Source organism: Paraliobacillus quinghaiensis (assembly GCF_003426025.1).
In the GTDB taxonomy this organism is placed as follows: domain Bacteria; phylum Bacillota; class Bacilli; order Bacillales; family Amphibacillaceae; genus Paraliobacillus_A; species Paraliobacillus_A quinghaiensis.
The window spans coordinates 99,161-123,097 of the sequence record NZ_QJSH01000007.1 but is presented as its reverse complement, the minus strand read 5'-3'; the positions used below and the strand labels follow the sequence as shown (position 1 = coordinate 123,097).

At 34.3% G+C, this 23,937-nt stretch carries 24 protein-coding genes, 1 tRNA gene and 2 riboswitches; of the genes, 13 read left to right on the top strand and 12 right to left on the bottom strand.

Going from position 1 to position 23,937, the window contains the following annotated elements; translation table 11 throughout:
• Positions 1-169: 169 nt before the first annotated feature.
• The 4 genes from D2K40_RS06825 to D2K40_RS06810 all read left to right on the top strand — a co-directional run bounded on the left by D2K40_RS06825 (position 170) and on the right by D2K40_RS06810 (position 2,458).
• The gene (locus D2K40_RS06825; protein ID WP_117154258.1) at positions 170-1,162 is read left to right on the top strand and encodes a metal-dependent hydrolase; all 993 of its coding nucleotides are present in this window, start codon (positions 170-172) and stop codon (positions 1,160-1,162) included.
• A gap of 104 nt (positions 1,163-1,266) precedes the next feature.
• The gene (gene sspK / locus D2K40_RS06820) at positions 1,267-1,425 is read left to right on the top strand and encodes a small acid-soluble spore protein K (RefSeq protein WP_117154256.1); all 159 of its coding nucleotides are present in this window, start codon (positions 1,267-1,269) and stop codon (positions 1,423-1,425) included.
• Positions 1,412-1,555, top strand: a complete 144-nt coding sequence (locus D2K40_RS06815; RefSeq protein ID WP_117154254.1) for a YpzG family protein — start codon at positions 1,412-1,414, stop codon at positions 1,553-1,555. Before sspK ends, D2K40_RS06815 begins: the two co-directional genes overlap by 14 nt.
• A gap of 111 nt (positions 1,556-1,666) precedes the next feature.
• Positions 1,667-2,458 (top strand): HAD family hydrolase, encoded by a 792-nt coding sequence (locus D2K40_RS06810; protein ID WP_117154252.1) that lies wholly within the window; start codon positions 1,667-1,669, stop codon positions 2,456-2,458.
• Between the two features lie 33 nt (positions 2,459-2,491).
• Here the strand turns inward: D2K40_RS06810 and recX are convergent, their stop codons facing one another.
• Positions 2,492-3,310 (bottom strand): recombination regulator RecX, encoded by an 819-nt coding sequence (gene recX / locus D2K40_RS06805; protein ID WP_117154250.1) that lies wholly within the window; start codon positions 3,308-3,310, stop codon positions 2,492-2,494.
• A 57-nt stretch (positions 3,311-3,367) separates the two neighbouring features.
• Between recX and D2K40_RS06800 the strand changes: the two genes are divergently transcribed.
• Positions 3,368-4,282, top strand: a complete 915-nt coding sequence (locus D2K40_RS06800) for a TIGR01777 family oxidoreductase (RefSeq protein ID WP_117154248.1) — start codon at positions 3,368-3,370, stop codon at positions 4,280-4,282.
• Positions 4,283-4,455: 173 nt separating this feature from the next.
• On the opposite strand, the gene D2K40_RS06795 is transcribed toward D2K40_RS06800, so the two are convergent.
• The gene (locus tag D2K40_RS06795; protein WP_117154246.1) at positions 4,456-4,773 is read right to left on the bottom strand and encodes a hypothetical protein; all 318 of its coding nucleotides are present in this window, start codon (positions 4,771-4,773) and stop codon (positions 4,456-4,458) included.
• A gap of 305 nt (positions 4,774-5,078) precedes the next feature.
• Positions 5,079-5,723, bottom strand: a complete 645-nt coding sequence (locus tag D2K40_RS06790) for a helix-turn-helix transcriptional regulator (RefSeq protein WP_117154244.1) — start codon at positions 5,721-5,723, stop codon at positions 5,079-5,081.
• Positions 5,724-5,877: 154 nt separating this feature from the next.
• Between D2K40_RS06790 and D2K40_RS06785 the strand changes: the two genes are divergently transcribed.
• Positions 5,878-6,123 carry a YuzB family protein gene (locus D2K40_RS06785; protein WP_162879157.1) on the top strand — a complete coding sequence of 82 codons (246 nt, stop codon included), beginning with the start codon at positions 5,878-5,880 and terminating at the stop codon, positions 6,121-6,123.
• 94 nt (positions 6,124-6,217) lie between these two features.
• On the opposite strand, the gene D2K40_RS06780 is transcribed toward D2K40_RS06785, so the two are convergent.
• On the bottom strand, positions 6,218-6,592 hold the full coding sequence (locus tag D2K40_RS06780) for a PilZ domain-containing protein (RefSeq protein WP_162879156.1): 375 nt from the start codon (positions 6,590-6,592) through the stop codon (positions 6,218-6,220).
• Positions 6,593-6,730: 138 nt separating this feature from the next.
• Positions 6,731-8,521 (bottom strand): methyl-accepting chemotaxis protein, encoded by a 1,791-nt coding sequence (locus D2K40_RS06775; protein ID WP_117154238.1) that lies wholly within the window; start codon positions 8,519-8,521, stop codon positions 6,731-6,733.
• Between the two features lie 143 nt (positions 8,522-8,664).
• Positions 8,665-8,748, bottom strand: a riboswitch (cyclic di-GMP riboswitch).
• A gap of 313 nt (positions 8,749-9,061) precedes the next feature.
• Here D2K40_RS06775 and D2K40_RS06770 point away from each other — a divergent pair.
• The 3 genes from D2K40_RS06770 (at position 9,062) to D2K40_RS06760 (ending at position 12,934) form a co-directional block, all read left to right on the top strand.
• The gene (locus D2K40_RS06770; protein ID WP_117154236.1) at positions 9,062-11,350 is read left to right on the top strand and encodes a ribonucleoside-diphosphate reductase subunit alpha; all 2,289 of its coding nucleotides are present in this window, start codon (positions 9,062-9,064) and stop codon (positions 11,348-11,350) included.
• A gap of 78 nt (positions 11,351-11,428) precedes the next feature.
• Complete coding sequence (locus D2K40_RS06765; RefSeq protein ID WP_117154234.1) at positions 11,429-12,478, top strand: ribonucleotide-diphosphate reductase subunit beta; 1,050 nt, start codon at positions 11,429-11,431, stop codon at positions 12,476-12,478.
• Positions 12,479-12,493: 15 nt separating this feature from the next.
• Positions 12,494-12,934 (top strand): flavodoxin domain-containing protein, encoded by a 441-nt coding sequence (locus D2K40_RS06760; RefSeq protein WP_117154232.1) that lies wholly within the window; start codon positions 12,494-12,496, stop codon positions 12,932-12,934.
• A gap of 157 nt (positions 12,935-13,091) precedes the next feature.
• Here the strand turns inward: D2K40_RS06760 and D2K40_RS06755 are convergent, their stop codons facing one another.
• Together D2K40_RS06755 and D2K40_RS06750 are read right to left on the bottom strand one after the other, a co-directional pair.
• A complete protein-coding gene (locus D2K40_RS06755) occupies positions 13,092-14,897 on the bottom strand; it encodes a methyl-accepting chemotaxis protein (protein ID WP_117154230.1) in 1,806 nt (601 codons plus the stop codon).
• A 273-nt stretch (positions 14,898-15,170) separates the two neighbouring features.
• Positions 15,171-15,255: riboswitch (cyclic di-GMP riboswitch) on the bottom strand.
• 440 nt (positions 15,256-15,695) lie between these two features.
• Entirely contained in the window at positions 15,696-17,972 is a 2,277-nt protein-coding gene (locus D2K40_RS06750; protein ID WP_117154228.1) for a glycoside hydrolase family 65 protein, read from the bottom strand.
• A gap of 177 nt (positions 17,973-18,149) precedes the next feature.
• Between D2K40_RS06750 and D2K40_RS06745 the strand changes: the two genes are divergently transcribed.
• The gene (locus tag D2K40_RS06745; protein WP_229666664.1) at positions 18,150-18,887 is read left to right on the top strand and encodes an AraC family transcriptional regulator; all 738 of its coding nucleotides are present in this window, start codon (positions 18,150-18,152) and stop codon (positions 18,885-18,887) included.
• Positions 18,888-19,003: 116 nt separating this feature from the next.
• Here D2K40_RS06745 and D2K40_RS06740 read toward each other — a convergent pair whose 3' ends face one another.
• Entirely contained in the window at positions 19,004-19,849 is an 846-nt protein-coding gene (locus tag D2K40_RS06740) for an SDR family oxidoreductase (RefSeq protein WP_117154226.1), read from the bottom strand.
• Positions 19,850-19,991: 142 nt separating this feature from the next.
• On the opposite strand from D2K40_RS06740, the gene D2K40_RS06735 reads away from it, so the two are divergent.
• A complete protein-coding gene (locus tag D2K40_RS06735; protein ID WP_117154224.1) occupies positions 19,992-20,411 on the top strand; it encodes a DUF1801 domain-containing protein in 420 nt (139 codons plus the stop codon).
• A gap of 115 nt (positions 20,412-20,526) precedes the next feature.
• Complete coding sequence (locus D2K40_RS06730) at positions 20,527-21,126, top strand: DUF421 domain-containing protein (RefSeq protein ID WP_117154222.1); 600 nt, start codon at positions 20,527-20,529, stop codon at positions 21,124-21,126.
• Positions 21,127-21,279: 153 nt separating this feature from the next.
• Here D2K40_RS06730 and D2K40_RS06725 read toward each other — a convergent pair whose 3' ends face one another.
• The 4 genes from D2K40_RS06725 to D2K40_RS06710 all read right to left on the bottom strand — a co-directional run bounded on the left by D2K40_RS06725 (position 21,280) and on the right by D2K40_RS06710 (position 23,633).
• Positions 21,280-21,939 carry a DUF4097 family beta strand repeat-containing protein gene (locus D2K40_RS06725; RefSeq protein WP_117154220.1) on the bottom strand — a complete coding sequence of 220 codons (660 nt, stop codon included), beginning with the start codon at positions 21,937-21,939 and terminating at the stop codon, positions 21,280-21,282.
• 42 nt (positions 21,940-21,981) lie between these two features.
• Positions 21,982-22,635 (bottom strand): hypothetical protein, encoded by a 654-nt coding sequence (locus D2K40_RS06720; protein ID WP_117154218.1) that lies wholly within the window; start codon positions 22,633-22,635, stop codon positions 21,982-21,984.
• A 14-nt stretch (positions 22,636-22,649) separates the two neighbouring features.
• The gene (locus tag D2K40_RS06715) at positions 22,650-23,294 is read right to left on the bottom strand and encodes a TetR/AcrR family transcriptional regulator (RefSeq protein WP_117154216.1); all 645 of its coding nucleotides are present in this window, start codon (positions 23,292-23,294) and stop codon (positions 22,650-22,652) included.
• Between the two features lie 266 nt (positions 23,295-23,560).
• Positions 23,561-23,633 (bottom strand) — tRNA-Ala (locus D2K40_RS06710).
• A 118-nt stretch (positions 23,634-23,751) separates the two neighbouring features.
• Here D2K40_RS06710 and D2K40_RS06705 point away from each other — a divergent pair.
• Positions 23,752-23,934, top strand: a complete 183-nt coding sequence (locus D2K40_RS06705) for a PLDc N-terminal domain-containing protein (RefSeq protein ID WP_117154214.1) — start codon at positions 23,752-23,754, stop codon at positions 23,932-23,934.
• Positions 23,935-23,937: the final 3 nt, after the last annotated feature.

Here is a 23,937-nt window from a genome sequence, read left to right as displayed (position 1 = left end):
ACTTAATTAGTGTATATTACTACCCGTTTATACGGGATAAATATTATTTTTTAGTTTAATCTAATCAAATAAGGGTTACTGTTTATTATAAGGGTAGGTAATTACATAAAGAAAACTTGTTATGCTTTCCTATCAGTGTAACAAAACTTTCAGCAAAGGAGGACCTACAATGGATACTGGAACTCACATTACTATGGGAGTTGCACTTGCTGGTATGGCGACACTTGATCCTGCTGTTCAACAAGACCCTACCCTATTTCAGGGAATTATGATTGGAACAATTGCCGGGTCACACGCACCCGATTTTGACACTGTGTTAAAACTAAGAAATAACGCTGTCTATTTGCGCCATCACAGAGGGGTTACCCATTCTGTTCCAGCTCTAATTCTGTGGGGAATCCTAATCTCAGGCTTGATTTATATTTTCCTACCATCAGTAAGCTTCTTACACTTATGGTTATGGACATTCTTAGCAGTGATTTTACATGTATTTGTCGATATATTTAACGCGTATGGTACACAAGCGTATCGTCCATTTACAAATAGGTGGGTGGCATACGGGTTTATAAATACTTTTGATCCAATTATTTTTGGACTGCATATTGTCGGTATTGTTGCTTGGGTATTCGGCGCGCCTCCAGGACCCGTCTTCTTAAGCCTTTATTCAATCTTGATTCTATACTATATCAAAAGATACCTACAAAAAAAAGCACTTGTTCACAAAATTGAACGCTATTATGGCAATGTAGAAGGGATTGCTACTTCGCCTACAATTAAACAGAACATTTGGCGTTTGGCAATTACAACTGAAGACAGTTTTTATGTTGCACGGGCTATCGATGGCAACATTCAAATAGTCGATAAGTTTCATCGCCTGCCGTTACCAAACAATAAAATTATTGCAACAGCAAAAGAAGATAAAAATATTTCTGCATTTTTATCCTTCTCCCCTGTTTATCGTTGGGAAATAAATGTTTATGATGAGTTAACTGAAGTGCGTTTTATCGACCTTCGTTATCGTTCAAAAGATCATTACCCATTTGTAGCTGTAGTACAAATGGATGACAGCTTAAAAATAATCAGCTCTTATACTGGTTGGGTATTTTCAGAACAAAAATTACAAGACAAATTGTTAACTGAAGATGCACCTGCACCATATTAAACCCGAAAAACTTATCATTTCGGGTTTTCATTTTGACACATATTTTTTAGACATTAATCCATACTAGTAGAGCAACATATTTTTTCATGGGAGGTTGTCTGAAGATGCGTAATAAACAAAAAGACTTTCCAATCCGAAAGAATACAAAGCTTCACCCAAAAGCACAAGCTGAAAATAATTCTTTAAGAGCCAATGGTACGATTAATTCAAGGCCACAAGAACGCATGCACAAAGCTGAGGGGGATAATCATGAGCCGTTATAATCGAAAAGAAAAAAACCCATTTCAATCTCCGCGTGCGAACCCAAAACATGCGGCACATCAAGTTAATGGCGAGACCCAAAAAAGTCAGTCTGAGATTATCACTGCCGTGCAAATGAAAAAACGCGTCTAAATAGTAAAAAGTAGCATCCAGCCACTCCTGGATGCTACTTTTTTGTCATCAACCAACTATCACGTGTATAATTAAGGAATAATTCCTTAAAAGAAAAAGGGGCAAAAACGGATGATTAAATTATTCGCTACTGATTTAGATGGTACATTATTAAAAGAACATAACCGTATCACAACAGAAGATAGGATTGGACTTAGGGATCTAGTTGAACATCAGGTTGAACTTGCTATTGCTACAGGACGAGCAGATAACGAAATAAAAGAAATATATAAACTTATTGAACAAACTGGACATCGCGTCAGTCAAAATGGTAGTTTCGTCCATAACAAACAGGACGATATGATTCATACATATACCTTCGAAAAAGATATTAGTCACGCATTACATAAACTAATTGAAGATACGAACATTAATTATTTAATTTCCACCGCTGACGATATATTTATTAAAGAAATGACACCATTCCTAGAAAAATTTGAACACCTCTTCTTTTTCCCATTAAAGGTAGGCAATAATTTTACCAAAGAACTTGGAAAAAGTATTATTCCATCAAAATTTATGGTCGTAGGAGAAACAGATGAAATCGTTTCTGTACAAGAGTTATTACATAAGCATCTAGACCCACATATTGAGAGCTATCTATCCGATTCCCGTTGTGTTGATGTGGTACCAAAAGGGATTAATAAGGGCATAGGGCTAACAAAATTGATTAACACTTTATCAATTCAAACCAATGAGATAGCTGTTGTTGGAGATTCATTTAATGATATTGCAATGTTTCAGATGACACCACATAGCTATGCAATGTCAAGTGCACACCCTGAAGTCAAAAAACATGCAACAAAAGTAGTTGACCATGTTCATGAAGCAATTCTAGATTTAAAAGAGCAAGGATTATATTAGAAATACTTAGACAGAAAAGCCCTGTGGTTTTCTCTATTCATCACCATCAATGTAGTGTTCAATAAATTTCTCAATTTGATCCAAAGAGAAGCCTTTTTGGTAAAGAGAAGCTTTTACTTTATGTTTTAATTCGTTTCCTTCGTATTTATTTGTATGTCTACGTAATATTTTTTCACCCTGAAAGACAACAGCCTCCCACTCTTGGTCTTGATCTTTAACTTGAGTGACTTTTGTGAAGGCTTCTTGAATAATACCTTGCGGGAAACCTTTTTGCATGAGGCTTTGTTTTAGTTTATTCTGCTGCTGTTGAAAAGATTGTTTTACACTTTTTCTACTATTTTTTTCAATTAATTTCGTTGCTTTTTCCAGTTGTTCCTCTGTTGAATAATGAATAAGTGCTGCTTCTGCTTTTTCAACAGAAACACCCTTCTCAATCAGTTCCTTTTTAATGACTAATGGACCTTTACTTGTAGTCTGTACTTTAGTTCTGATAAAAGCTTCTGCAAATGTAGCGTCATCTAACCACTTTTCATTTATAAATCGATTGATAATAACTGTAATATGTTCGGCATCTATATCTTTTTTTTGTAAATATTCCTTCATTTCTTTAATAGATCTCATTCGGAAGCTTAAAAAGTTTAAACCTAGGGAATACCCTTTATGTATGGTATCTTTTGCTAAGAGAGATTCAATTGTTGCATCTTCCAGCTCCATTCCTTTTTGGAGCCGTTCAGTAATTAGCGTTTCTTCTTGAACACTAAAGCCATAAACTTCTTTTGAATCTTTTTCTAAAAATATATTGTAACGATCTTTATTCTTTTTTTGCACAGTAATACGCGAAATTTTTTGCACTTGATTCACCTCTTTTATTATTTTAACACGAATATAAAGCTGAATTGGAGGATTAATATGAATATAGCAATTACAGGAGGAACAGGCTTTATCGGAAAAAATGTTACAGAACTACTTGTAGCTGAGGGACATCATGTTTATATTCTAACACGCTCACCAGAAAAGCATCAGGGAACAGAGTATATACACTATGTAGGCTGGCTAAGCGATCGATTTAAACCAGAGCAAGCTTTAGTAGATTGTGATGCAATAATCAACTTAGCGGGTGAATCACTATTTGGTTATTGGACAACAGAAAAAAAGGAACGAATTATATCAAGTCGGATAAAAGTCACCAATCGTGTGATTGACTTGATCAAAGCGATGAAGAAGAAACCAGAAGTACTTATTAACGCTTCCGCAGTTGGCTATTATGGTACATCAACTACTGAAATGTTTACAGAAGAGACTACAGAAAATGGTAATGATTTTTTAGCAAAGGTTACAAAACAGTGGGAAGATACTGCCAAACAAGCAAGCGAATTAGGAGTTAGGGTTGTCTATGCTCGCCTTGGGATTGTTCTTGGCAATGAAGGAACATTACCATTAATGGCTTTACCATATAAACTTTTTGTTGGTGGGAAAATCGGCTCTGGTGAACAGTGGATTTCATGGGTTCATGTTAAAGATGTTGCACATATAATACTATTTGCAATTGAAAACTCTAAGATTAATGGTCCATTAAATATTACAGCTCCAAAGCCTGTTCAACAAAAGGTATTTAGCAAACACTTAGCAAAAAAACTAAGAAGACCTGACTGGTTACCAGTTCCAACATTTTTCTTACGCACACTTTTAGGAGAAATGAGTATATTAGTCGTAAACGGACAGGCTGTATTACCAAAAAAGATTGAAGCACACGGATATCATCATAACTATCCAGATATAGAACAAGCTTTAACAGCTATTTATGTTCCAAAAAGCCAGAAATAAGTAGCGGTATTTAAATATATTATTAAAGGGAAGTACGGAGTGCGCAGCAGTTTAACTGACAATACGTATTTAAAGTTAGATGTGCAAAATAACTTCCCTTTTTTGTTCACACCTCACAATAGGCAGAATTGTTTTTTACTTTTATTTTTTATGTTACCAATTTTAATAGCAATTCAATTAATCACTGCTTTAATAAAGTCTGAGTCACTATTACTCACAGCACCACGCTTGACTAACATTTGCAATATATCTTTCGTTACGGCTTCATGATCTGGTCCAAAACCATATCCAACTATTTCTCCTTTAACCTCTAAGTCTAAAGCTAATTGCCAAATCGGAATTCTACTGTCTATTTCAGTACAAGCAACAATCCAATCACCCTTTACCTTAACATCAACAAAGCTCAATTTATCACTAATTTCTTCCTTTATTAAATGGACAGAATCATATTCTTGACCAGATTGTATCTTTACAAGCAAATAGCCTAGCATATGCTCATCTCCTCTTGTTTCCTTTTCCCCTATTTAAAAAGCATGCTTACACAGAGAATAATAATCTTTTCCTATATTTTCTAACTTAATTATACAGGAACTAATGTTCGTTGGTCAAGCAATAAAGTAAAACTTCAATCAGTGGGGGTTTTTGCCATTCCCCACTGATTGTTAGTTGAACCATCCGGGGTGTTAGCGTCCAGGATAAAGTATTCTTTAAATTCAAAAAAAACAAACCCATGATACATTTAATCACGGGTTTGTTTTTTATAATATATGTTTATAATTACGCACACTACCGAATACTATGATTCTACCTTATCTGTTTGTTTCACAACATACTTACAACTTTTTTCACCTTTTGCAATGCAGGTGACTCTTTTTACTTGATCCGTTCCAAGTACTTGCTTAAATAGTTCCAACTCACAGTCACATGGTTTATCATACCTATCTGCAATCGCTGCAATTGGACAATTATACTGCGCAAAACTAATCTCATCTTCATCAGATTCAGTAAATTCAGCCATATACCCACTTTCATTTTGAACATTAACTAATTCTTTTACTTTCTCTTGAAGCGGATCTTCTTCAAAAATACGGCGAACATATTTTTTACGCATACGCTTCTCTCGGTTTTCAAATAAAGTATCAATTGCATCCGTTCCCATACTTTCTTGAATATCGCGTAGAATTTCTACAGCAACAACATCATAGTTAGTGGGAAACAGTTTTTCGCCTTCTTTTGTTAATGAATAAAATATCACAGGACGACCCATCGGTTGACGAACGGTGCGAGAGGTAATTAAATGTTCTCCCTCAAGCTTTACTAGATGTTTTCTAACAGCCATTTCTGTAATATCCAAAAATTGTTTTAATCCACTAACAGACAGTTCCTTCTTTTTTTTCAAAAGCTCCAATATTGCTTGTCGAGTTGACATTTCCTTCACCATCTTCAACACCTACCCTTAGTTATAGTTTACAGCAAAAAGTTTGTGAAGTAAATAACAAACTTTTGTTTTTTATATTTAAAAGTTGACAAAGTTGTGAATAGACGTTAACTTAGTTACGCAGTTTAGAAGAAAAGCGTAAAAGAGGGTGATTCATATCGGTATCGTAGTTGTTGAGATTTGTGAAAGTAACTTAATGCAAACAATAAATGCAGAAAATTTATTTGAATCCGAATATCCTGAAGTTGCCGTCTTAGTAAGTGACTGCCTAAACTTTTGTGGATTATGTAGATTGAAGCCCTATGCTTTAGTTAATGGTAAACGAATTCGAGGCAAAGATGTTGATGACTGCATTAATAAAATAAGGCTAGCTATCGAAGATGAACTAGCAGCCTATAATTAAATGATACCTTCTTCAGTAAGGTATTTACTACCCGTTAACTCGGAATATATCAAAATTATCAGTGTGTGCACTAAGTGCTGCACACACTGATTTTTCATCCACCATGTATCTTTTTTAGAAAAGACATAATTTGGTTGTCCTTATTGTCATCTTCAAGTGCGTCCAGGCCATACTCAAACCTTTTAACCTTTTCTTTTTTCCAAACCAAATTACCTACCATCTTTACATCTTCCTCTACAAAACGAAAAGATACTTCTATTAAGAAATCTTTCTCATTTAATGGTAAGTCTAACTCTGTAGCAAATCTCATTCCTCCTGGGCTGAGATCGATAACTTCTAATCTACCAGAACCTGTTTTATGTTGTGTTTGATCTTCAGGATCATTATGATCATTAATGATAATTGTAAAATCGCCCTCAATCGGTTTAGCAAAGGTATAACGTAAAGGTTCTTGTCTATTGTAGCGCAACATTCATCCGCCCTTTTCATACTTATATTCGACATTTTCTGCTCATATTTAATTATATTTATACCACGTTTTTCTTTTGTTGCAAATGGATTTGTTCATCATAAGAAAAACTACCCTTTTAAAAGGATAGTTTTCAGCCTACAATTTAAATTGTTGAACAACACTATTTAGTTTTTCGGCAGAACGTGCTAACTCAACTGAACCATCTGAAATACCTTCTAATGAACTTGTTGCTTCCTCTGACGAGGCTGATGTTTCCTCAACACCCGCAGCCGACTCTTCTGATATAGAAGCAATCTCTTCAATAGAAGCATTCATTTTGTCACTTTCTGTGGCCATGTCAGTAAGCCCGTCGGTAACTGTTTTAATGGTTGCGACCATATCATTTACAGCATTTTGAATAGCACTGAATGTTGCATCAGTTGCTTTAATTTGTTTTGTACCAACTTCTACTTCTTGATACCCTTCCTCTAAAGCATTTGTAACAGCATTTGATTCTGTTTGTATATTTGTGACAATAGAAGTTATATCTGAAACTGATGCCCCAACTTGTTCAGCTAGTTTCCTAACTTCATCTGCAACAACTGCAAAACCTTTTCCATGTTCACCTGCTCGTGCTGCTTCAATCGCTGCATTTAAAGCAAGTAAGTTTGTCTGATCTGCAATATCTTTAATCACTGAAACTAATTTTGAAATTTCTCTAGATTGAACATCTAAACCACGAACCTTTTCTACAGCTTCCTTAACAATCGCATCAATACTTCCCATTTGTTTAACAGAAGTAGCCATTAACTGGTTACCTTCCTCTGTTTTAGATAAAACTTGTCCTGCAGAGCCGTTGATTTCTTCACCATTCTTATTAGCTTGTGTAATATGAGTCACAAAATCTTTCATTGACTGTGAAAGATCACCAGCATAATTAGCCTGTGTCTCTGTTCCGGAAGCCAACTCTTCCATGGTTGCAGCAATTTGTTCAGAGCCAACTCTTACTTCATTAACCGCTTGTGAAAGTTCCTCACTTTGTGTTCCAACTGTTGTTGCTGTACCACTAATATTCTGAACAATTCGCTTAAGATTATCTTGCATCGCGTTCATAGATGTTGCTAGTTTACCAATTTCATCTTTACTTTGATAAGAAAGAGGTTCAACAGATAGATTACCATCTGCAATTTCATCACTCATCACAACAACCCGATCCAGGTTCTTAGATACACTTCGGCTAACTAACAGAATCATAATAACGCCAATTACAATGGAAACAATCATAGCTACTACTAGCGTTGACATTGCAGTCTCTTGACTTGAATTAGCATGATCAACCGCAGTTGCTCTTTCCTCGTTAATTATTTTTACTAACCCATCTAGAAATGCCATTGTTTCTGTTGTTAAACTATTAAATTCATCACTAAAAGATGCTAAAGAATCATCCTCATTATTAAATGAAGTAGTAATGTCTTCTAGAAACAGTTGATTCATCTCTTCATTAAGGTCATCGACTTGACTAAGCAAGACTGCTTGTTTTCCTGAACTTAATTGGGACTTAACACTATTGATTAACTGATTTATTTCTTCTTGTTGGTCCTTATATTTATCAATATTTGTTTGACCACCGAATTGAATGAATTGATTCGCAGTATTGGTTTTTGCGTTAATTTTAGAATTAATATCTGCTATAGTAATTGCTCTATCTCCCCTGCGCTCTAATGCAGCTACAGCGTCACTTGCTTCACTCATTGAGTTGGCAACAATACTTGTTGATATACCTAACAAAAGAAAGATAAAGAGAAAAATTACACCATATTTTCTACCAATTTTAAGATTCTTAAATCTTAAAATACTGCCACCTTTTCCTTGCTTATAGCTTTTTAACTTAGCCTTATCTTTATTGGGTTTTCGGTTTTTTTTAAGTTTTTGTGCTAAATTCGGCATCTTAACCCTCCTAGTATTTTGTGTGTTAGAGCTACCTCCATTGGAATATAAAAAGAAGTCTAGCCAAAAGGTTGGGGACTTCTTAAGTAAGTAGTCTATTAGATATTGCATATCGAATAGACTTTTCCTTATATCCTACCATCTTCGGTAACCCTGCAATCATAGTTTATTAACCTTAGACCGGGGCGTTGCGTCCTTATCTTTCAATAAGTTTGCCATTATCGTATAGATAGCTACACTTTAAACTTTATGTATGTATATTATCATTATAAGTTAGGCCCCCCTTAAAACTCAACATAATTCTAAGGAATCTGACAATATATTTTAATGAGCAATTATATTTTAACACCCCTTTATATTCATAACTTTTTAAACAGAAAAGTTATGAATATATCATTGCTAAACTGTTATGATTACGTTAATATACTATATATAGATTTTAAATCCATAACACTCACAATATATTGTGAAAAAACTACATATTAATTGATTTCTATCCGCTATACGAGCGGTTTTACTATTTATACAGGAGGTTCATACATGAAAACTGATATGAAAAGTGTCACGCAATCCGTGATTGATGGATTGGAACAAGCAAATGAAAAATACGGGATGGATGTAAGTGACATAAAACAGCAAATTATTACTATTGCTAATTCAGAGAAAGATCCAAACCAAGAAGCACTATTTTATGCATTAAACCGAATTTCAATGGATCAACCAAACTGGACATATGTTGCTGCACATTTCTATTTGGAGCAAATCTATCAAGAAACAGCATCAAATCGAGAGTATGATCAAACAAAGCAATATGGAGATTTGTACAACCTTATCTCTACTTTAACAACAAAAGGAATCTATGATTCGAATCTATTAAACAAGTACACAAAAGAAGATATAAACCAATTACAAGAAGAAATTCAGCCAGAGAGAGACAAACTATTTAATTATATTGGATTATTCCTACTGGTTGACCGTTATCTAGCACGTGATCATGACCGTAACCTATATGAATTACCACAAGAAAGATTTATGGTTATCGCAATGACTTTAATGCAAAATGAGGCTCCTGAAAAACGTATAGACCTTATTAAAGAAGCATATTGGGCACTCAGCAATCTATATATGACAGTCGCAACCCCCACTCTTTCTAACGCAGGGAAAAGTTATGGACAGCTTTCATCCTGCTTCATCGATACTGTTGATGATTCGCTTGATGGCATCTACTTGAATAACTGGGATATTGCGCGTTTAAGTAAAGATGGTGGAGGAATTGGAATCTATTACGGGAAAGTTCGTGCACTAGGTTCAGATATTAAAAAGTTTAAGGGTAATTCTTCTGGTGTTGTACCATGGATTCGTCTTCTAAATGATACCGCTGTGAGTGTTGATCAACTAGGACAACGACAAGGAGCAGTAGCAATATACTTAGATGTTTTCCACAAGGATATTATGAATGGATTTTTAGATTTAAAAACGAATAATGGTGATGAACGTCGTAAAGCACATGATATCTTCACTGGGGTTTCCATTCCTGATTTATTTATGGAACAGTTACAAGTAAAAGATGAATCTGGTAAAAGTGTTGGACAATGGCATACCTTTTGTCCACATCAAGTGAAACAAATGATGGGCTGGAAGGACGATTTGGGTAATTCACTTGGATTAGAAGATTTTTACGATGAAATAGATAAAAGGTATTTTACCGAAAAATATAAAGAAGCAGTCAATCACCCGTTATTACCTAGAAAAACATACCGCGCAATGGACATTATGGCACGAATCATGGTTGCTCAATTAGAAACAGGTACACCATACATGTTCTACCGTGATGAAGTAAATCGTCAAAACCCGAACAAACATGGTCGTGGGATTGGGCAAACATCGATTTATTGCAGTAACTTATGTACAGAAATTGCGCAAAATATGTCACCTACTACAATTGTTCGTGAGTACCAAGATGATGATGGCAATATTGTCATTGTTCGTAAGCCTGGCGATTTTGTTGTTTGTAACTTATCTTCTGTTAATCTACCAAATGCTGTACGTAAAGAAGTATTGGAACGATTAATTCGCGTGCAAGTAAGAATGCTTGATAATGTCATAGACTTGAATACGATAAGCGTTGGGCAAGCGGAAGTAACGAATAAAAAGTATAGGGCAGTTGGCCTCGGTACATTCGGGTGGCACCATTTACTTGCATTAGAAAGTATCCATTGGGAATCTGAAGAGGCTGTTACCTATGCAGATAAAATTTATGAAGATATTGCTTACTACACAATTAAGGCTTCAATGGAACTTGCAGCTGAAAAAGGTGCTTATAGTGAATTCGCAGGATCCGAATGGGAAACTGGACGTTACTTTGATCGCCGTGGTTATGACAGTGAACGCTGGCAATCACTAAAGGAAGATGTAGCAACATCTGGGATCAGAAATGGCTGGCTAATGGCGGTTGCACCGAATTCTTCCACAGCAAAAATTGGTGGTTCTACTGACGGAATTGATCCGCTTTATGCCGTTGAGTTTGCCGAAGAAAAGAAAAACTTTAAATTCAAAGTAACCGCACCTGACTTAGACCATATAACATATAACTATTATCGTAGGGCGCGTCATGAGTTAGACCAAACATGGAGCATAAAGCAAAACGCTAAAAGGCAACGACATGTTGACCAGGGCATTAGCTTTAACCTTTATGTTCGTCATGATATCAAAGCAAAAGACTTATTAAACATGCATCTAACAGCATGGGAGAGCGGTCTAAAAACAACTTATTATGTAAGAAGTACGTCACAAACACAAATCGAAGAATGCGAAGCTTGTCATAGCTAATAATACTACTTGCAGTGAGCTTAACTGACTCACTGCTTAACTTTTCATAAGAAGAATCATTTCAGAGGAGGCTAACTGTTGACTCAAATCGATCAACCTTTATCAAAAATAAAACTATTAAATCCAACCTATCCGAATAAATCAACTGGATTAATTAATGGACAGTCTTCGGGCCTATTAAATTGGAACGATATTGCTTATCCACAAATGTATGATTTATATCAAACATTGTTATCAAACTTTTGGAAAGCACAAGAAATCAATATGCAAGATGATATAAAACAATGGGATCACCTCAGTGAAACAGAAAAAGACGTTTTTCTAAGAATAAACACCCAACTTGCATCACTTGATAGCTTACAAACACCTAGCATGACACATGTGATGGATTATGTTACAGACTCAAGTTTTAAAGCTATTTTTGCTGTAATCTCACAACAAGAAGCTGTGCATAATGAATCCTATTCGTATATTTTAAGTTCACTCGTGCCATTACGTGAACAAAATGAACGTTTTAATCAAGCAAAAGATGACCCGGTTGTACAAAAAAGAAACCAACTTATTCTAGAAAGCTATGATGCATTTCATGAAAATCCAACACCACAACGTCTTTTTGAATTAGCCATTAATTCGATTAACTTGGAAGGAATCTACTTTTACGCCGGATTTGCTTTCTTTTATCACTTGGCTCGTCAACAAAAAATGTTAAAAACAAGTACAATGATTAGTTACATTCAACGGGATGAAATGCAGCATGCTTATTTCGTTTCTCAGTTTGTACGAATTTTGTTAACTGAAAACCCAGAACTGAATACAGATGAAAATATACAGTTCGCCTATCACACAATAGATAAAGCTGTTCAGCTAGAAAAAGAATGGGCAGATTATATTTTAAAAGATATTGACGGAATCGATTTAGACGAGTTCCACGCCTATGTGGAATATTTAGCGAACAAACGCTTACGCCAAATTGGATTGGATAATTATTATCCAGATCGTGAAAACCCAATGTCATGGATTCATGTTTTTAGTGACGAGATGTTAAACGAAACCAAATCAGATTTCTTTGAACAAAAATCACGTACCTATACAAAGGTCTCTTCTTCAAATGGGTTTGATGAATTGTAAAGGAGGACAGTTGGCATGAAAGCAGCTATTATCTATACATCTATCACTGGAAATACTGAAGTCTTAGCAGAACAAATTTACGAAGTTATGGTAGCTGAAGATATTTCGGTAGACTTGATAACAGTTGACGAGTTTGACTATAATACATTAGCTGATTATGATTTCCTCGCAGTAGGAACCTATACCTGGGATAATGGGGAAATTCCACTTGAGATGGAAGAACTCTTTACAGCCTTTGAGACACAAGATGTTAAACATATCATGACTGGCGTATTTGGAACAGGAGATAGCTTCTATCCTTATTACTGTGGAGCGGTCGACTTGTTCCGCGACATGCTTTATGTGCAAACTGATCTCGCAGTGACTTTAAAGGTTGAATTAATGCCACAACAAGAAGATCTATCACGAGCCAAACAGTTTAGTCGACGACTCGTTCGCCCACTTGTTACTGTCTAAGAACAAAGTTACAGGGCGCAAGTTGCGTCATCTGACAACGCAGGGCGTTAAACCTGGACGGAGTTAATTATATAACCACAAATATCCAAGGCATTCAAATCTGCAACAATAAAAAAACATTCCTCTTTGTACAAGGAATGTTTTTTTTATTGTTTAATTACAATTTAAATTGTCTTACAACGTCATTTAGTTTTTCAGCTGAACGAGCTAATTCATCTGAACCATTTGCGATACCTTCCAGTGAGCTTGTTGCTTCCTCTGAAGAGGCTGATGTTTCTTCAACACCCGCAGCCGACTCTTCTGATATCGATGCAATTTCTTCAATAGAAGCATTCATTTTATCACTTTCTGTGGCCATCTTAGTAAGCCCATCGGTAACTGTTTTAATTGTTACAGCCATATCATTTACGGCATTTTTGATATCAATAAATGTTGCATCAGTTGCTTTAATTTGTTTTGTACCAACTTCTACTTCTTGATACCCTTCCTCTAAAGCATTTGTAACAGCATTTGATTCTGTTTGTATATTTGTGACAATAGAAGTTATATCTGAAACTGATGCCCCAACTTGTTCAGCTAGTTTCCTAACTTCATCTGCAACAACTGCAAAACCTTTTCCATGTTCACCTGCTCGTGCTGCTTCAATCGCTGCATTTAAAGCAAGTAAGTTTGTCTGATCTGCAATATCTTTAATCACTGAAACTAATTTTGAAATTTCTCCAGATTGAACATCTAAACCACGAACCTTTTCTACAGCTTCCTTAACAATCGCATCAATACTTCCCATTTGCTTAACAGAAGTAGCCATTAACTGGTTACCTTCCTCTGTTTTAGATAAAACTTGTCCTGCAGAGCCGTTAATTTCTTCACCATTCTTATTAGCTTGTGTAATATGAGTCACAAAATCTTTCATTGACTGCGAAAGATCACCAGCATAATTAGCCTGCGTTTCTGTTCCGGAGGCCAACTCTTCCATAGTTGCAGCAATTTGTTCAGAACCAACTCTTACTTCATTAACTGCTTGTGAAAGTTCCTCACTTTGTGTTCCAACTGTTGTTGCTGTACCACTAATATTCTGAACAATTTGTTTAAGATTATCTTGCATCGTATTCATGGACTTTGCTAATTTTCCTATTTCATCTTTACTTTGATAAGAGAGTGGTTCGACAGACAAATTACCATCTGCAATTTCGTCACTCATCACAACAACCTTATTAAGGTTTTTAGAAACATTTCTGCTAATTAATAAAATCATAATAATACCAATTACAATCGAAACAACCATTGATATTACTAATGTTGACATTGCCGAATCCTGACTTGTATGCGTATTATCAAGTGCACTTTGACGTTCTTCGTTTACACTTTGCACTAATAAATCAAAATATGCCATTGTCTCTATGGTTAAGTTGTTAAAGTTATTACTAAAAAATCTTAGATCACTGTTGTTGTCTTGACTATATGCCTCAGTAATCTCTTCTTTAAATATTCGGTCCATCTCTGTATTACGTGTTTCTACTTCATTCAGTATATTTATTTGTTCATCTGTATCTAATTGATCACGAATACCTTCGAATAATTGATTAACTTCATCAACCTCTGTATAATACTTTTGTATATTGTTGCTACCACCAAATTGAATGTATTGGTTTGCCATAATTGTTTTTCCTCGTACTTGTGAACTAATCTCTGTTATCGTGATTGCAAGGTCTCCCCTACGTTCTAGTGTATCAACAGCACTACTAGCATTGCTCATTGAATTTGCAACAATTCCTGTTGAAATACCTAATAAAAGAAAAATAAAAAGAAAAATAATACCGAATTTCTGACCGATTTTAACGTTTTTTAATCCAAAATTGCCGTTACCTTTAACTTTTCTTGCCTTAACTTTCTTTTTTTCCTTATTAGTTATTTTTGGTTTTTCCGCTTTTTTCAACTTCAATTTAGAACCTAGCTTTCGCATATTAAACCTCCTAGTATAGTGTTAATTTGATCCGTAATCTGTAACCCTTTTCATTCATTGGTATTTTTTTGTTATAAGATACATATGACTGTTTAAGTCTATTAAATATATTGAGAAATACAATATGTATTTAAACCTGTACTTAATATTAGTATATCTAGAATTCACTATTAACTTTTCTATAATAAAAAAAGCCCTCCAAATAAGGTGGTGGACTTCGTAAGTAAATAGTCTATATACATATTCCCAGACTTTTTTCTTATATCCAATCCTTTTGGCAACCAGGCGATCATAGTTTAGTAACCTTAGATCCATGGCTTTGCGTCCCTATCTTTCAATAAGTTTGCCTTTATCGTTTAGGTGAATATACAACGTTTCTTTCTATATATCTATTATAGTTAAAAATGCCCAATAACTCAATTGAATTCTGCAAGTTTATATAACTTTATTCAAATTATAACAAATTACTTTGTTTAGTAATGTAGATAGTTTATATTGCCTATACATTCACATGTTAAATTTTGTCACATTAGAACCTATACTTTAACCGAGCTAATTTTATAATCACAAATATACAAGGGTATTCAAACTTTGTAATTTCCTATGCAACAATTAAAAAAACATCCCTCTTTGAACAAGGAATGTTTTTATTGTTTACTTACAATTTATATTGTCTTACCACACCATTTAGTTTTTCAGCTGAACGAGCTAAATCATCTGAATCATTCGCAATACCTTCCAGTGAGCTAGTTGCTTCCTCTGAAGAGGCTGATTTATCTTCGCTATATACATACTTTATTAGTATCTAGTATCTACTTCTTTTCCACTTTCTAGATAAATTGATTCTCCGTTATGGGAAATTGTTAATCCTTCTCCTTCTAAAACTAAGTACGTAACCATTGTTTTCTCCATTTTCACTTGTATAAGACGATTATGATACTGTAATTTAAATACTAACGACTCCCATTTCACTGGTAGAGATGGTGATAAAGATAAACCACTTTCCTTCACTCGTAACCCCGCAAATCCATACACAATGGCTAACCACGCCCCCCCCATATTTGCCATATGAAGTCCATCTTTTGTGTTCCCATGAAGATTATCTATGTCTAAACACGCCGTTTCAGTGAAATAATCATATGCTTTCTGTTCGTAGCCTAATTTAGAAGCCATCACACTAAAAACGCAAAATGATAAAGAAGAATCATGAGTAGTTATGTTTTCATAGTAATCATAGGATCTTTTAATTGTTTCACTATCTTGCATATCCTCTAATAGAAAATGGGCAAGAACCGTATCAGCTTGTTTACACACTTGATAGCGATACAATGTTAATGGATGATAGTTTAATAAAAGTGGAAATTTATCTTTTGGCGTATTATCCAAATCCCAACGCTTTTTGGATAGGAAACTATCGTCTTGTGCATTGATTTGGTGTTCCTCATCATAAGGTAGATACATTTTTTCTCCAGCATCTTTCCACTGATCTACTTCTATTTCTGAAAGATTCAACTTACTAGTCAATTCTTTTAATTTATCATAATAATTTTCTTTTAAAATTTGATAAACCTTAGCTGCCCATAATAAATTATGTTTAGCCATTGCATTAGTATAATAATTATTATTAACAATACACGTGTACTCATCAGGTCCTGTGACATCGTCTATTCTGAATTGACCATTTTTCATATGACCTGTATCGATCCATAACCGTGCAGTCTCAAATAAAACCTCTGCCATATAATTATTTAAAAACGCTTCATCTTTTGTAACTAAATAGTATTGTATATAACTATAAGCGATGTCTGCGCTAATATGATACTGAGCAGTACCAGCTGGAAAATAAGCTGAACTTTCACCGCCAGTAATCGTACGCCATGGGAATAAAGCACCCTGGGTATGGCCGACTTCTTTGGCTCTTTGTCTCGCACTATCCAACAATGTGTAGCGATGAAGGAGCAGTTTTTTTGCTAAACTTGGATTTGTCATTAAGAAGACAGGAAACATATATATTTCTGTATCCCAAAAATAATGCCCTTCATAACCTTCACCAGATAGACCTTTTGCTGCTATATTACTAACTGAATCTTTCCCAACAGATTGCATGAGATGGTATATATTAAAGCGAATCCCTTGCTGCAATTGTTCGTCACCTTTAATCTCAATATCAGAGGTAAACCAAAAATTATCTAGGTATTCTTTTTGTACAGCTAAATGTTGATCAAAAGTTATATTCTCTATTTTTTTATGAACTGTTAATGCAGCATCAAAAAGTTCCTTACCATGTCTCAGCGTATCCGTGTATATATTGAATTTTGATAATTCAACGGGATTGTTTCCATCACTTGTATATTCTTCAACTATGCTACTACTAGTAACATTACTATCATAAGTATAGTTACTAGCTTTTATTTTTGTAGTAGTTACGCAAGCAACTTCTAATTCTGATGCATAAGTGATATCTTTTACCATGCTATAAGCATCTTCTTTTTTCACATCGAGTATTTCCAGTCGTTTTGCATGTCCGGAAGCAACACGTGGATCATTTTTATCAACAAAATTTGATATATCTCCATTGACAGATGAAACAATCTTTAATTGTTTAATATTAGCTATTGGTTCCACTTTTACATTGATTGCAAAAAGTTCTCTTGTCACAAAGGAGGTAAATCGTTTAAAGTGTATCTTAGCTTCTTTTCCGCTAAGTGATCTCCAATGAACAATACGTTCAGCATACCCTAAGTCAAGATGCAGATGTCTTTCAAAATGAAGAATTTCTCCTTCAAATAAACTAAACTTTTCATCATCTAAATATATATGAACAGTTTGACCGTCAATTATATTTAATAGTTTTTGCTGTGTGTCAGGAAATGCATGTAATTTTTCTCCATAGGTGATTTCTGTTTCGTCATGGAATGCATTAATATAAGTCCCGCGAATTGATTGATACGAATCGCTATATCCTTCTTCAAAATTACCTCGAACCCCAAGATAACCATTTCCTAATGATAGTAAACTCTCATCTACAAGCAAGCTTGGGTTATCAAGATTTTTCTTTGTTAGTTTCCACGTCATAGTAAGCTCCCCTTCCATCGTATAAGTAACCCATCAATTAATTAGGCATTAACAACATTGCACTGACTTTGTTAACTGTATTTGCATTTAATACTTTTATTTTAAAATAGAAACGCTTACAATAATACTAAGATTTTTTGATTTATAACATTTTTTTGTCATTATGGAGGGAAAATAGTGTATAAAAATAGAGATAGATTAAATACTCAATTCATACGGTTGCAGTTAGAAAACAAGCAACGAGGCTACTTACACCCGTCCTTTTTGATGGAAACAAGGTTACAAAACGCAATAAAGAACGCTGACCTAACACAAGCAATAAAAATTTTAGAAAATATCAATAAAGACCAACGTCCAGTGCTATCTACTACAACAATCAGATCATTAAAAAACTCATTAATTTGTTCGTGCACCTTATTCACTCGTGCAATTATCGCTGGAGGAATTCATCCAGAGAAAGCTTTTACTTTAAGTGACGTTTATATCGTAGAAATTGAAAGTCTAGAAAGTATAGATGCTTTAGCTGATCTTGAATATGAAATGCTACAGCACTTTATTGAAGTTTTAAGCAACGAGGATATATCACCTTACAGCAATACAATTAACCAAGCTATTTCTTATATAAATGAAAATATATTAACAGATTTAACACTGCAAAAAATAAGTGATCATTGCTATGTAAACCACAGCTATTTATCACATTTGTTCAAAAAAGAAGTTGGAATTTCAATTGTAAAATACATAAATAAAAAACGTGTTGAGGAAGCAAAGTATATGCTTATTCACACAAAAAGTTCAATTACGGAAATTGCTTTATTATTTCTTTTTTGCAACCAAAGCTATTTCACAGCACAATTTAAATTATATGAGGGGATGACACCAAAGGAATTCAGGGACAAACACTTTCTGAAGTAGTGACAGCGCTACTGTTACTACTTTCATAATAGTTGTTATTTTACTGCTACCGCACGGTATTCAAATAAAGACATTTTAAAAAAGACAGGTAGAAAGGTCACATAGAAAGACTAGAATTAATTAATTCCAGTCCACTCCTCGCTCTTAATCCAGAGATTTTTAGCGAGTTTCTCATCATGTGATCGATTAGAAGAACGAATCTCTTCTTTTTGATAAAAGTATTTTCCGCTTACTTCTGACACATCACTAGAAGTAGCAAGAAAAACGATTGTTTCCGCACCCTTTTCTGGAGTTTGGAAAAACGGTTTAAGTAACCTTGTTATAAATGTACCAAAACCTGATTCGCGATTAATTCCCATACTAGTTGCTACCGCACCAGGATGGAGGCAATTAACTGTTATACCTGTTCCTTCTAATCTTCTAGCAAGCTCATAGGTGAATAATATATTGGCTAGTTTAGATTGCGCATAGGCACGCCATAAAGTATAATTTTTTGTTAAATTTATATCGTCAAAATGGATTTTTCCAATCTTGTGTGCACCAGATGAAACGACAATAATTCTAGCAGGTGTGCTACTTGTCATTAGATCAAGCAAAAGATTGGTCAAAAGAAAATGTCCTAAATGATTTACTCCGAATTGTAACTCAAAGCCATCAGTCGTTTCATGCCTTCCAGGTAAAATAACACCAGCATTATTAATGAGTACATCAAGACGCTGATACTTCTCCTTAAATGTTGCACAAAACGAGCGAATACTTTCTTGCGAACCCAGGTCACACAACATAAGCGTTACCTGCTCATTTCCCGTCTTCTCACGTACTTCTTTTAAAGCTGCTTCTCCCCGCGTTTGATTTCGACATACCATCACAATATGAGCGCCTGTTTTAGCCAGTTCAATTGCAGTAGCTTTACCCATTCCAGAATTTGCACCAGTAATAATGACTACACTATTCTTATTCATTTCCACTTCTCCCAGCAAGCTGATTTTTTGAAAAACTGACTCTTGTATTAATTTATTATATAACAGATCTGCATAGAGCTAAATATTATGCTATGTTGTATACAAGAAGTAAAATCAATTTCAATAAGGAGTGATCACTAAAATGTATGAACCAAAGACAAAAGAAAATGATGCTGATGTAATTGAATTTATTGAAAAAGTTGAGAATCCGAAGAAGCGAGCAGATGCTTATCAATTACTAGATATTTTTACAGAGACAACTGGATATCCAGCAAAAATGTGGGGTACTAGTATTATTGGCTTTGGTTCTTACCATTACAAGTATGCAACCGGTCATGAAGGTGATGCGCCATTAGTTGGGTTTTCCCCACGTAAAGCTAAATTCAGTCTTTATTTTGCAACGGGAGATACAGAGCGAGAAAACTTATTAAAGGACTTTGGGAAACATACAAGCGGAAAGGCTTGTGTTTATATAAATAAAGTATCTGATATTGATGTAGAAGTTTTGAAAGCATTGATTAATCAATCCGTGGTTTTTCTTAGAGACATGTATCCGGAATAAGTTCTATGTTCTGGTTTCAATAGCTCTAACTGCATAACAGAAGAATAAGTTCCGAATATTATTGAATATACGCAGCATGATATGTATATCGAATCCTAAAAAAGGGGCGCTGTTTGTGGATTTACATTTCATATGGAAGGCTGTTGTGATTGTAGTAGGTGGTATTCTCATTCTGCGTTTAGCAGGTAGAAAATCAATTTCTCAACTTACTGTTGCCCAAACTGTCATGATGGTTGCTGTTGGTTCTTTAATCATCCAACCAGTAGGTGATCGAAACATTTGGATTACTATGGTGGTTACCTTTTTAATGGTGATTACACTGATCTTCGTTGAATATATCGTATTGAAATATGATGTACTAGAAACTTTTATTTATGGAAAATCTCTTATAGTAGTAGAGAATGGACAACTTAATAAAGAGAATTTAAAGAAAATGCGATTAACGGTTGATATGCTCGAGGTTCGGTTAAGACAGCAAAACATTGAAAATATTAGTGATTTAGAGTGGGCTACAATAGAATCAAACGGACAAATAGGATATAGATTGAAACCTAATAAGCAACCTGCCACTAAAGAAGATATTCAGATGCTACTTTCAGTCATTCAAACAAATCAACCTAACTCTTCTATTCCAACTATTAGTACTTCAGAGAATATTTTTACAGAAGTTAAAAATGAAAACCATATAAAAGATATTCCAGATGATTTGAAATAAAGTGATGATATGAGTCAAACAAAAGTAAAGCCTTGTTAACTACCTTAAGTTCTATAGGGTGATGGCTCAGAAATTGCACTCCGGAAATACTTATATTTGTTTCTGCAAAACTGGGTGGAAGTAACTGCACGCCATAAGCCAACTACCCTATTATTATGGATTTACTACCTTTATTTTACCGACATTTGATTTTAAAATCCATTCATAGTTTTGGACTCCAGTCTTCGCTTCAATAAAACATTTATTGTCTCCAACAATTTTTACTGGAGCATCCTCAGGAATTTTAATTAAGCCTCCTCTGTTTCCACCTTTAAAATCTAGATTGCCTCCAATATCTAGGACAGTTAAGTTTAACTTTCCAACAAGCGACCTAATATCCATGTTGCCACTTTTGCCTTTTAAGTTAATTGTGCAGTTGCTATTTCCATTCTTAACATTCAGATGTTGAAATGTAACATCATTAATTACCACTCTTACCACGTTTGTTTTTATATCAACATTTTTCAAACATAACTGATTAATTTGAAGTTTTCCTGTGAACTGTTTTATAGACAGGTTATTTTCATATGTTGTGGGAATACCGATATATAATTTAGAACTCGAAACCTTTATAGGTAAGTAACTTAACTTTTGTTCAACAAAAATTTGATTACCTTGTGTCCTAATATTTAAATCTTTTACACAGTTTCCTAAATCTGCTGTTATTACCATATTCTCATGATTAGTTTCGTATACAGTAATAGATCCTTCAATAATATTGAAGTTAAGATTCTCAATATGTTCTATGAATACAACCTCTTCTACTTTTTTCATAAATAACACTCCTTTTAAAACCAACTATAGGTTTGTTTAATGCTAAAAAAAAGACGCTCTCTTGTTTTTTAAGTGGATCATAATAAGACCTAGAATTAAAGAACTAATGAAAAGCAATATTCCTTCTATAATATATATACTCCATCCACTGTTAAGTGCTCTTTGTACAGCATCAATGAATAATATAGAAGTTAAAATGGAAACAGTTGTTGACTTTCTCATCAAAAAGCCCATCCCCATAGAAATAATATTAAGGAACCCAACGACAATAGCCAAAGGAATGATAACTGTAAATGCATTTAGAACAATTGAAAAAGAAAGATCATCAGAAACAATAGGAAACAAATTTTCCGTGATAAAAAATATAACGATACATGCTGTATAGCTAATGACAAAGGAAACCAATGAGGTTATCGAAATTATCGTAGCCTGTAATAGAAACAATTTAGGTGACAATGTAACTTCTCTTTTAAAAACATTAAGAGAGAACAGAACAACACCATAGACACAGAATAGCACTGTACCAACCAGTGAAGTAAAAGTTATAATGTTTTCATAGCTTTGAAATACTGGATCATTCTCTACTCTAGAAACAATCGCGATAAAATAAGTCAAAACGAGTAATGCGAGAAATAGATAAAACCTTAAACGATCGAGCTTTTTAATTTCATATGATTCATATAAAAAGTTGAGCATGTTTACTTCCTCCTTTATTTATAACCTCCAATATCGCTATAAATGCTATTGAGATTGTGAATCATACTATCTGAAATAATATCTACGCCAAGCTGCTTTAAAAAATAACTTAAAAATTCAATTCTTTTCACTGTCTCACCTTCACTTCTAATAAAAAGAATTGGATTAATCCATATGTTTAGAAGCAACATAATCACTTCTGCTGTCTCTTTTGGATATTGAACAGATAATGAATGATCTTGATTGCCGTCTTCCAATACTTTGGCAACCATTGGTGCAGACTCTTCTATCGTCTTCTGCAAACTTTTTACAACGAATTGAGGGTTTTTAATTTGTGAATGAATAATATGATCTAATTCCCTTGCGCCTTTATGAGAAGCTAAAAGTTCAAAAGCATAGGACAAGCTCTCTCTTGCATTATCACCTTTTTTTAGAGCCTCTTGAAAAAGCTCTTTACTGTATTCAAAATGCTTTGCCATTACAGCGTCTAATATATCTTCCTTTGATTTAAAGTGGTGATAGATAGCACCTTTTGACATTCCAAGCTCAGTTAGAATATCCTGTATACTCGTTTGATCATACCCCTTTGTTGTAAAAAGCTTAGAAGACACATTTAAAATCTTATCAACTGTTTGCTCTGGATACTTATTTCTTGCCATTGATAAACTCCTCCTTTTCACAAACCGACCGTCAGTATGTTTAATTTAATCATATACTAATAACCTTTATCCGTCAACAATACCCACTTATCATTTTAAAGCCAGTCAATTTGGGATAACATTTTCTCAATTCTTTTCGAGCACGATGCAGGTTTTTTCACTTTAGATAGGTCTTCTGTAAAAACGTAAATTAATTTGCTGGTTATGGGATATTTGTGCAAAAGAAAAAACAGTCATCTCTTTATCAGTAAACGACTGTTTAAAAGTGGAGCATAGCGGGCTCGAACCGCTGACCTCTACACTGCCAGTGTAGCGCTCTCCCAGCTGAGCTAATGCCCCAAATTTAATTATTTCAAAAATATTATAACGAATTTATCAAAAACAAACAATAATTAAGTGAATCTTTTACCACTGTTTACTCGTATACTTGTTATAATTGCATATGGAGGTGGCGTAAATGGATCTTATTCAACTATTAGCTCCAATTATTATACTGGAATTAATCTTAGCGATTGTAGGTGTCATCGCTTGGTTTAAAACCGAAAATACCAATGGCCCAAGGTGGCTATGGTTATTAATTATTATTTTTATTACAATACTTGGTCCAATTTTATTTTTTATCATTGGAAGGAGGCAATAAATC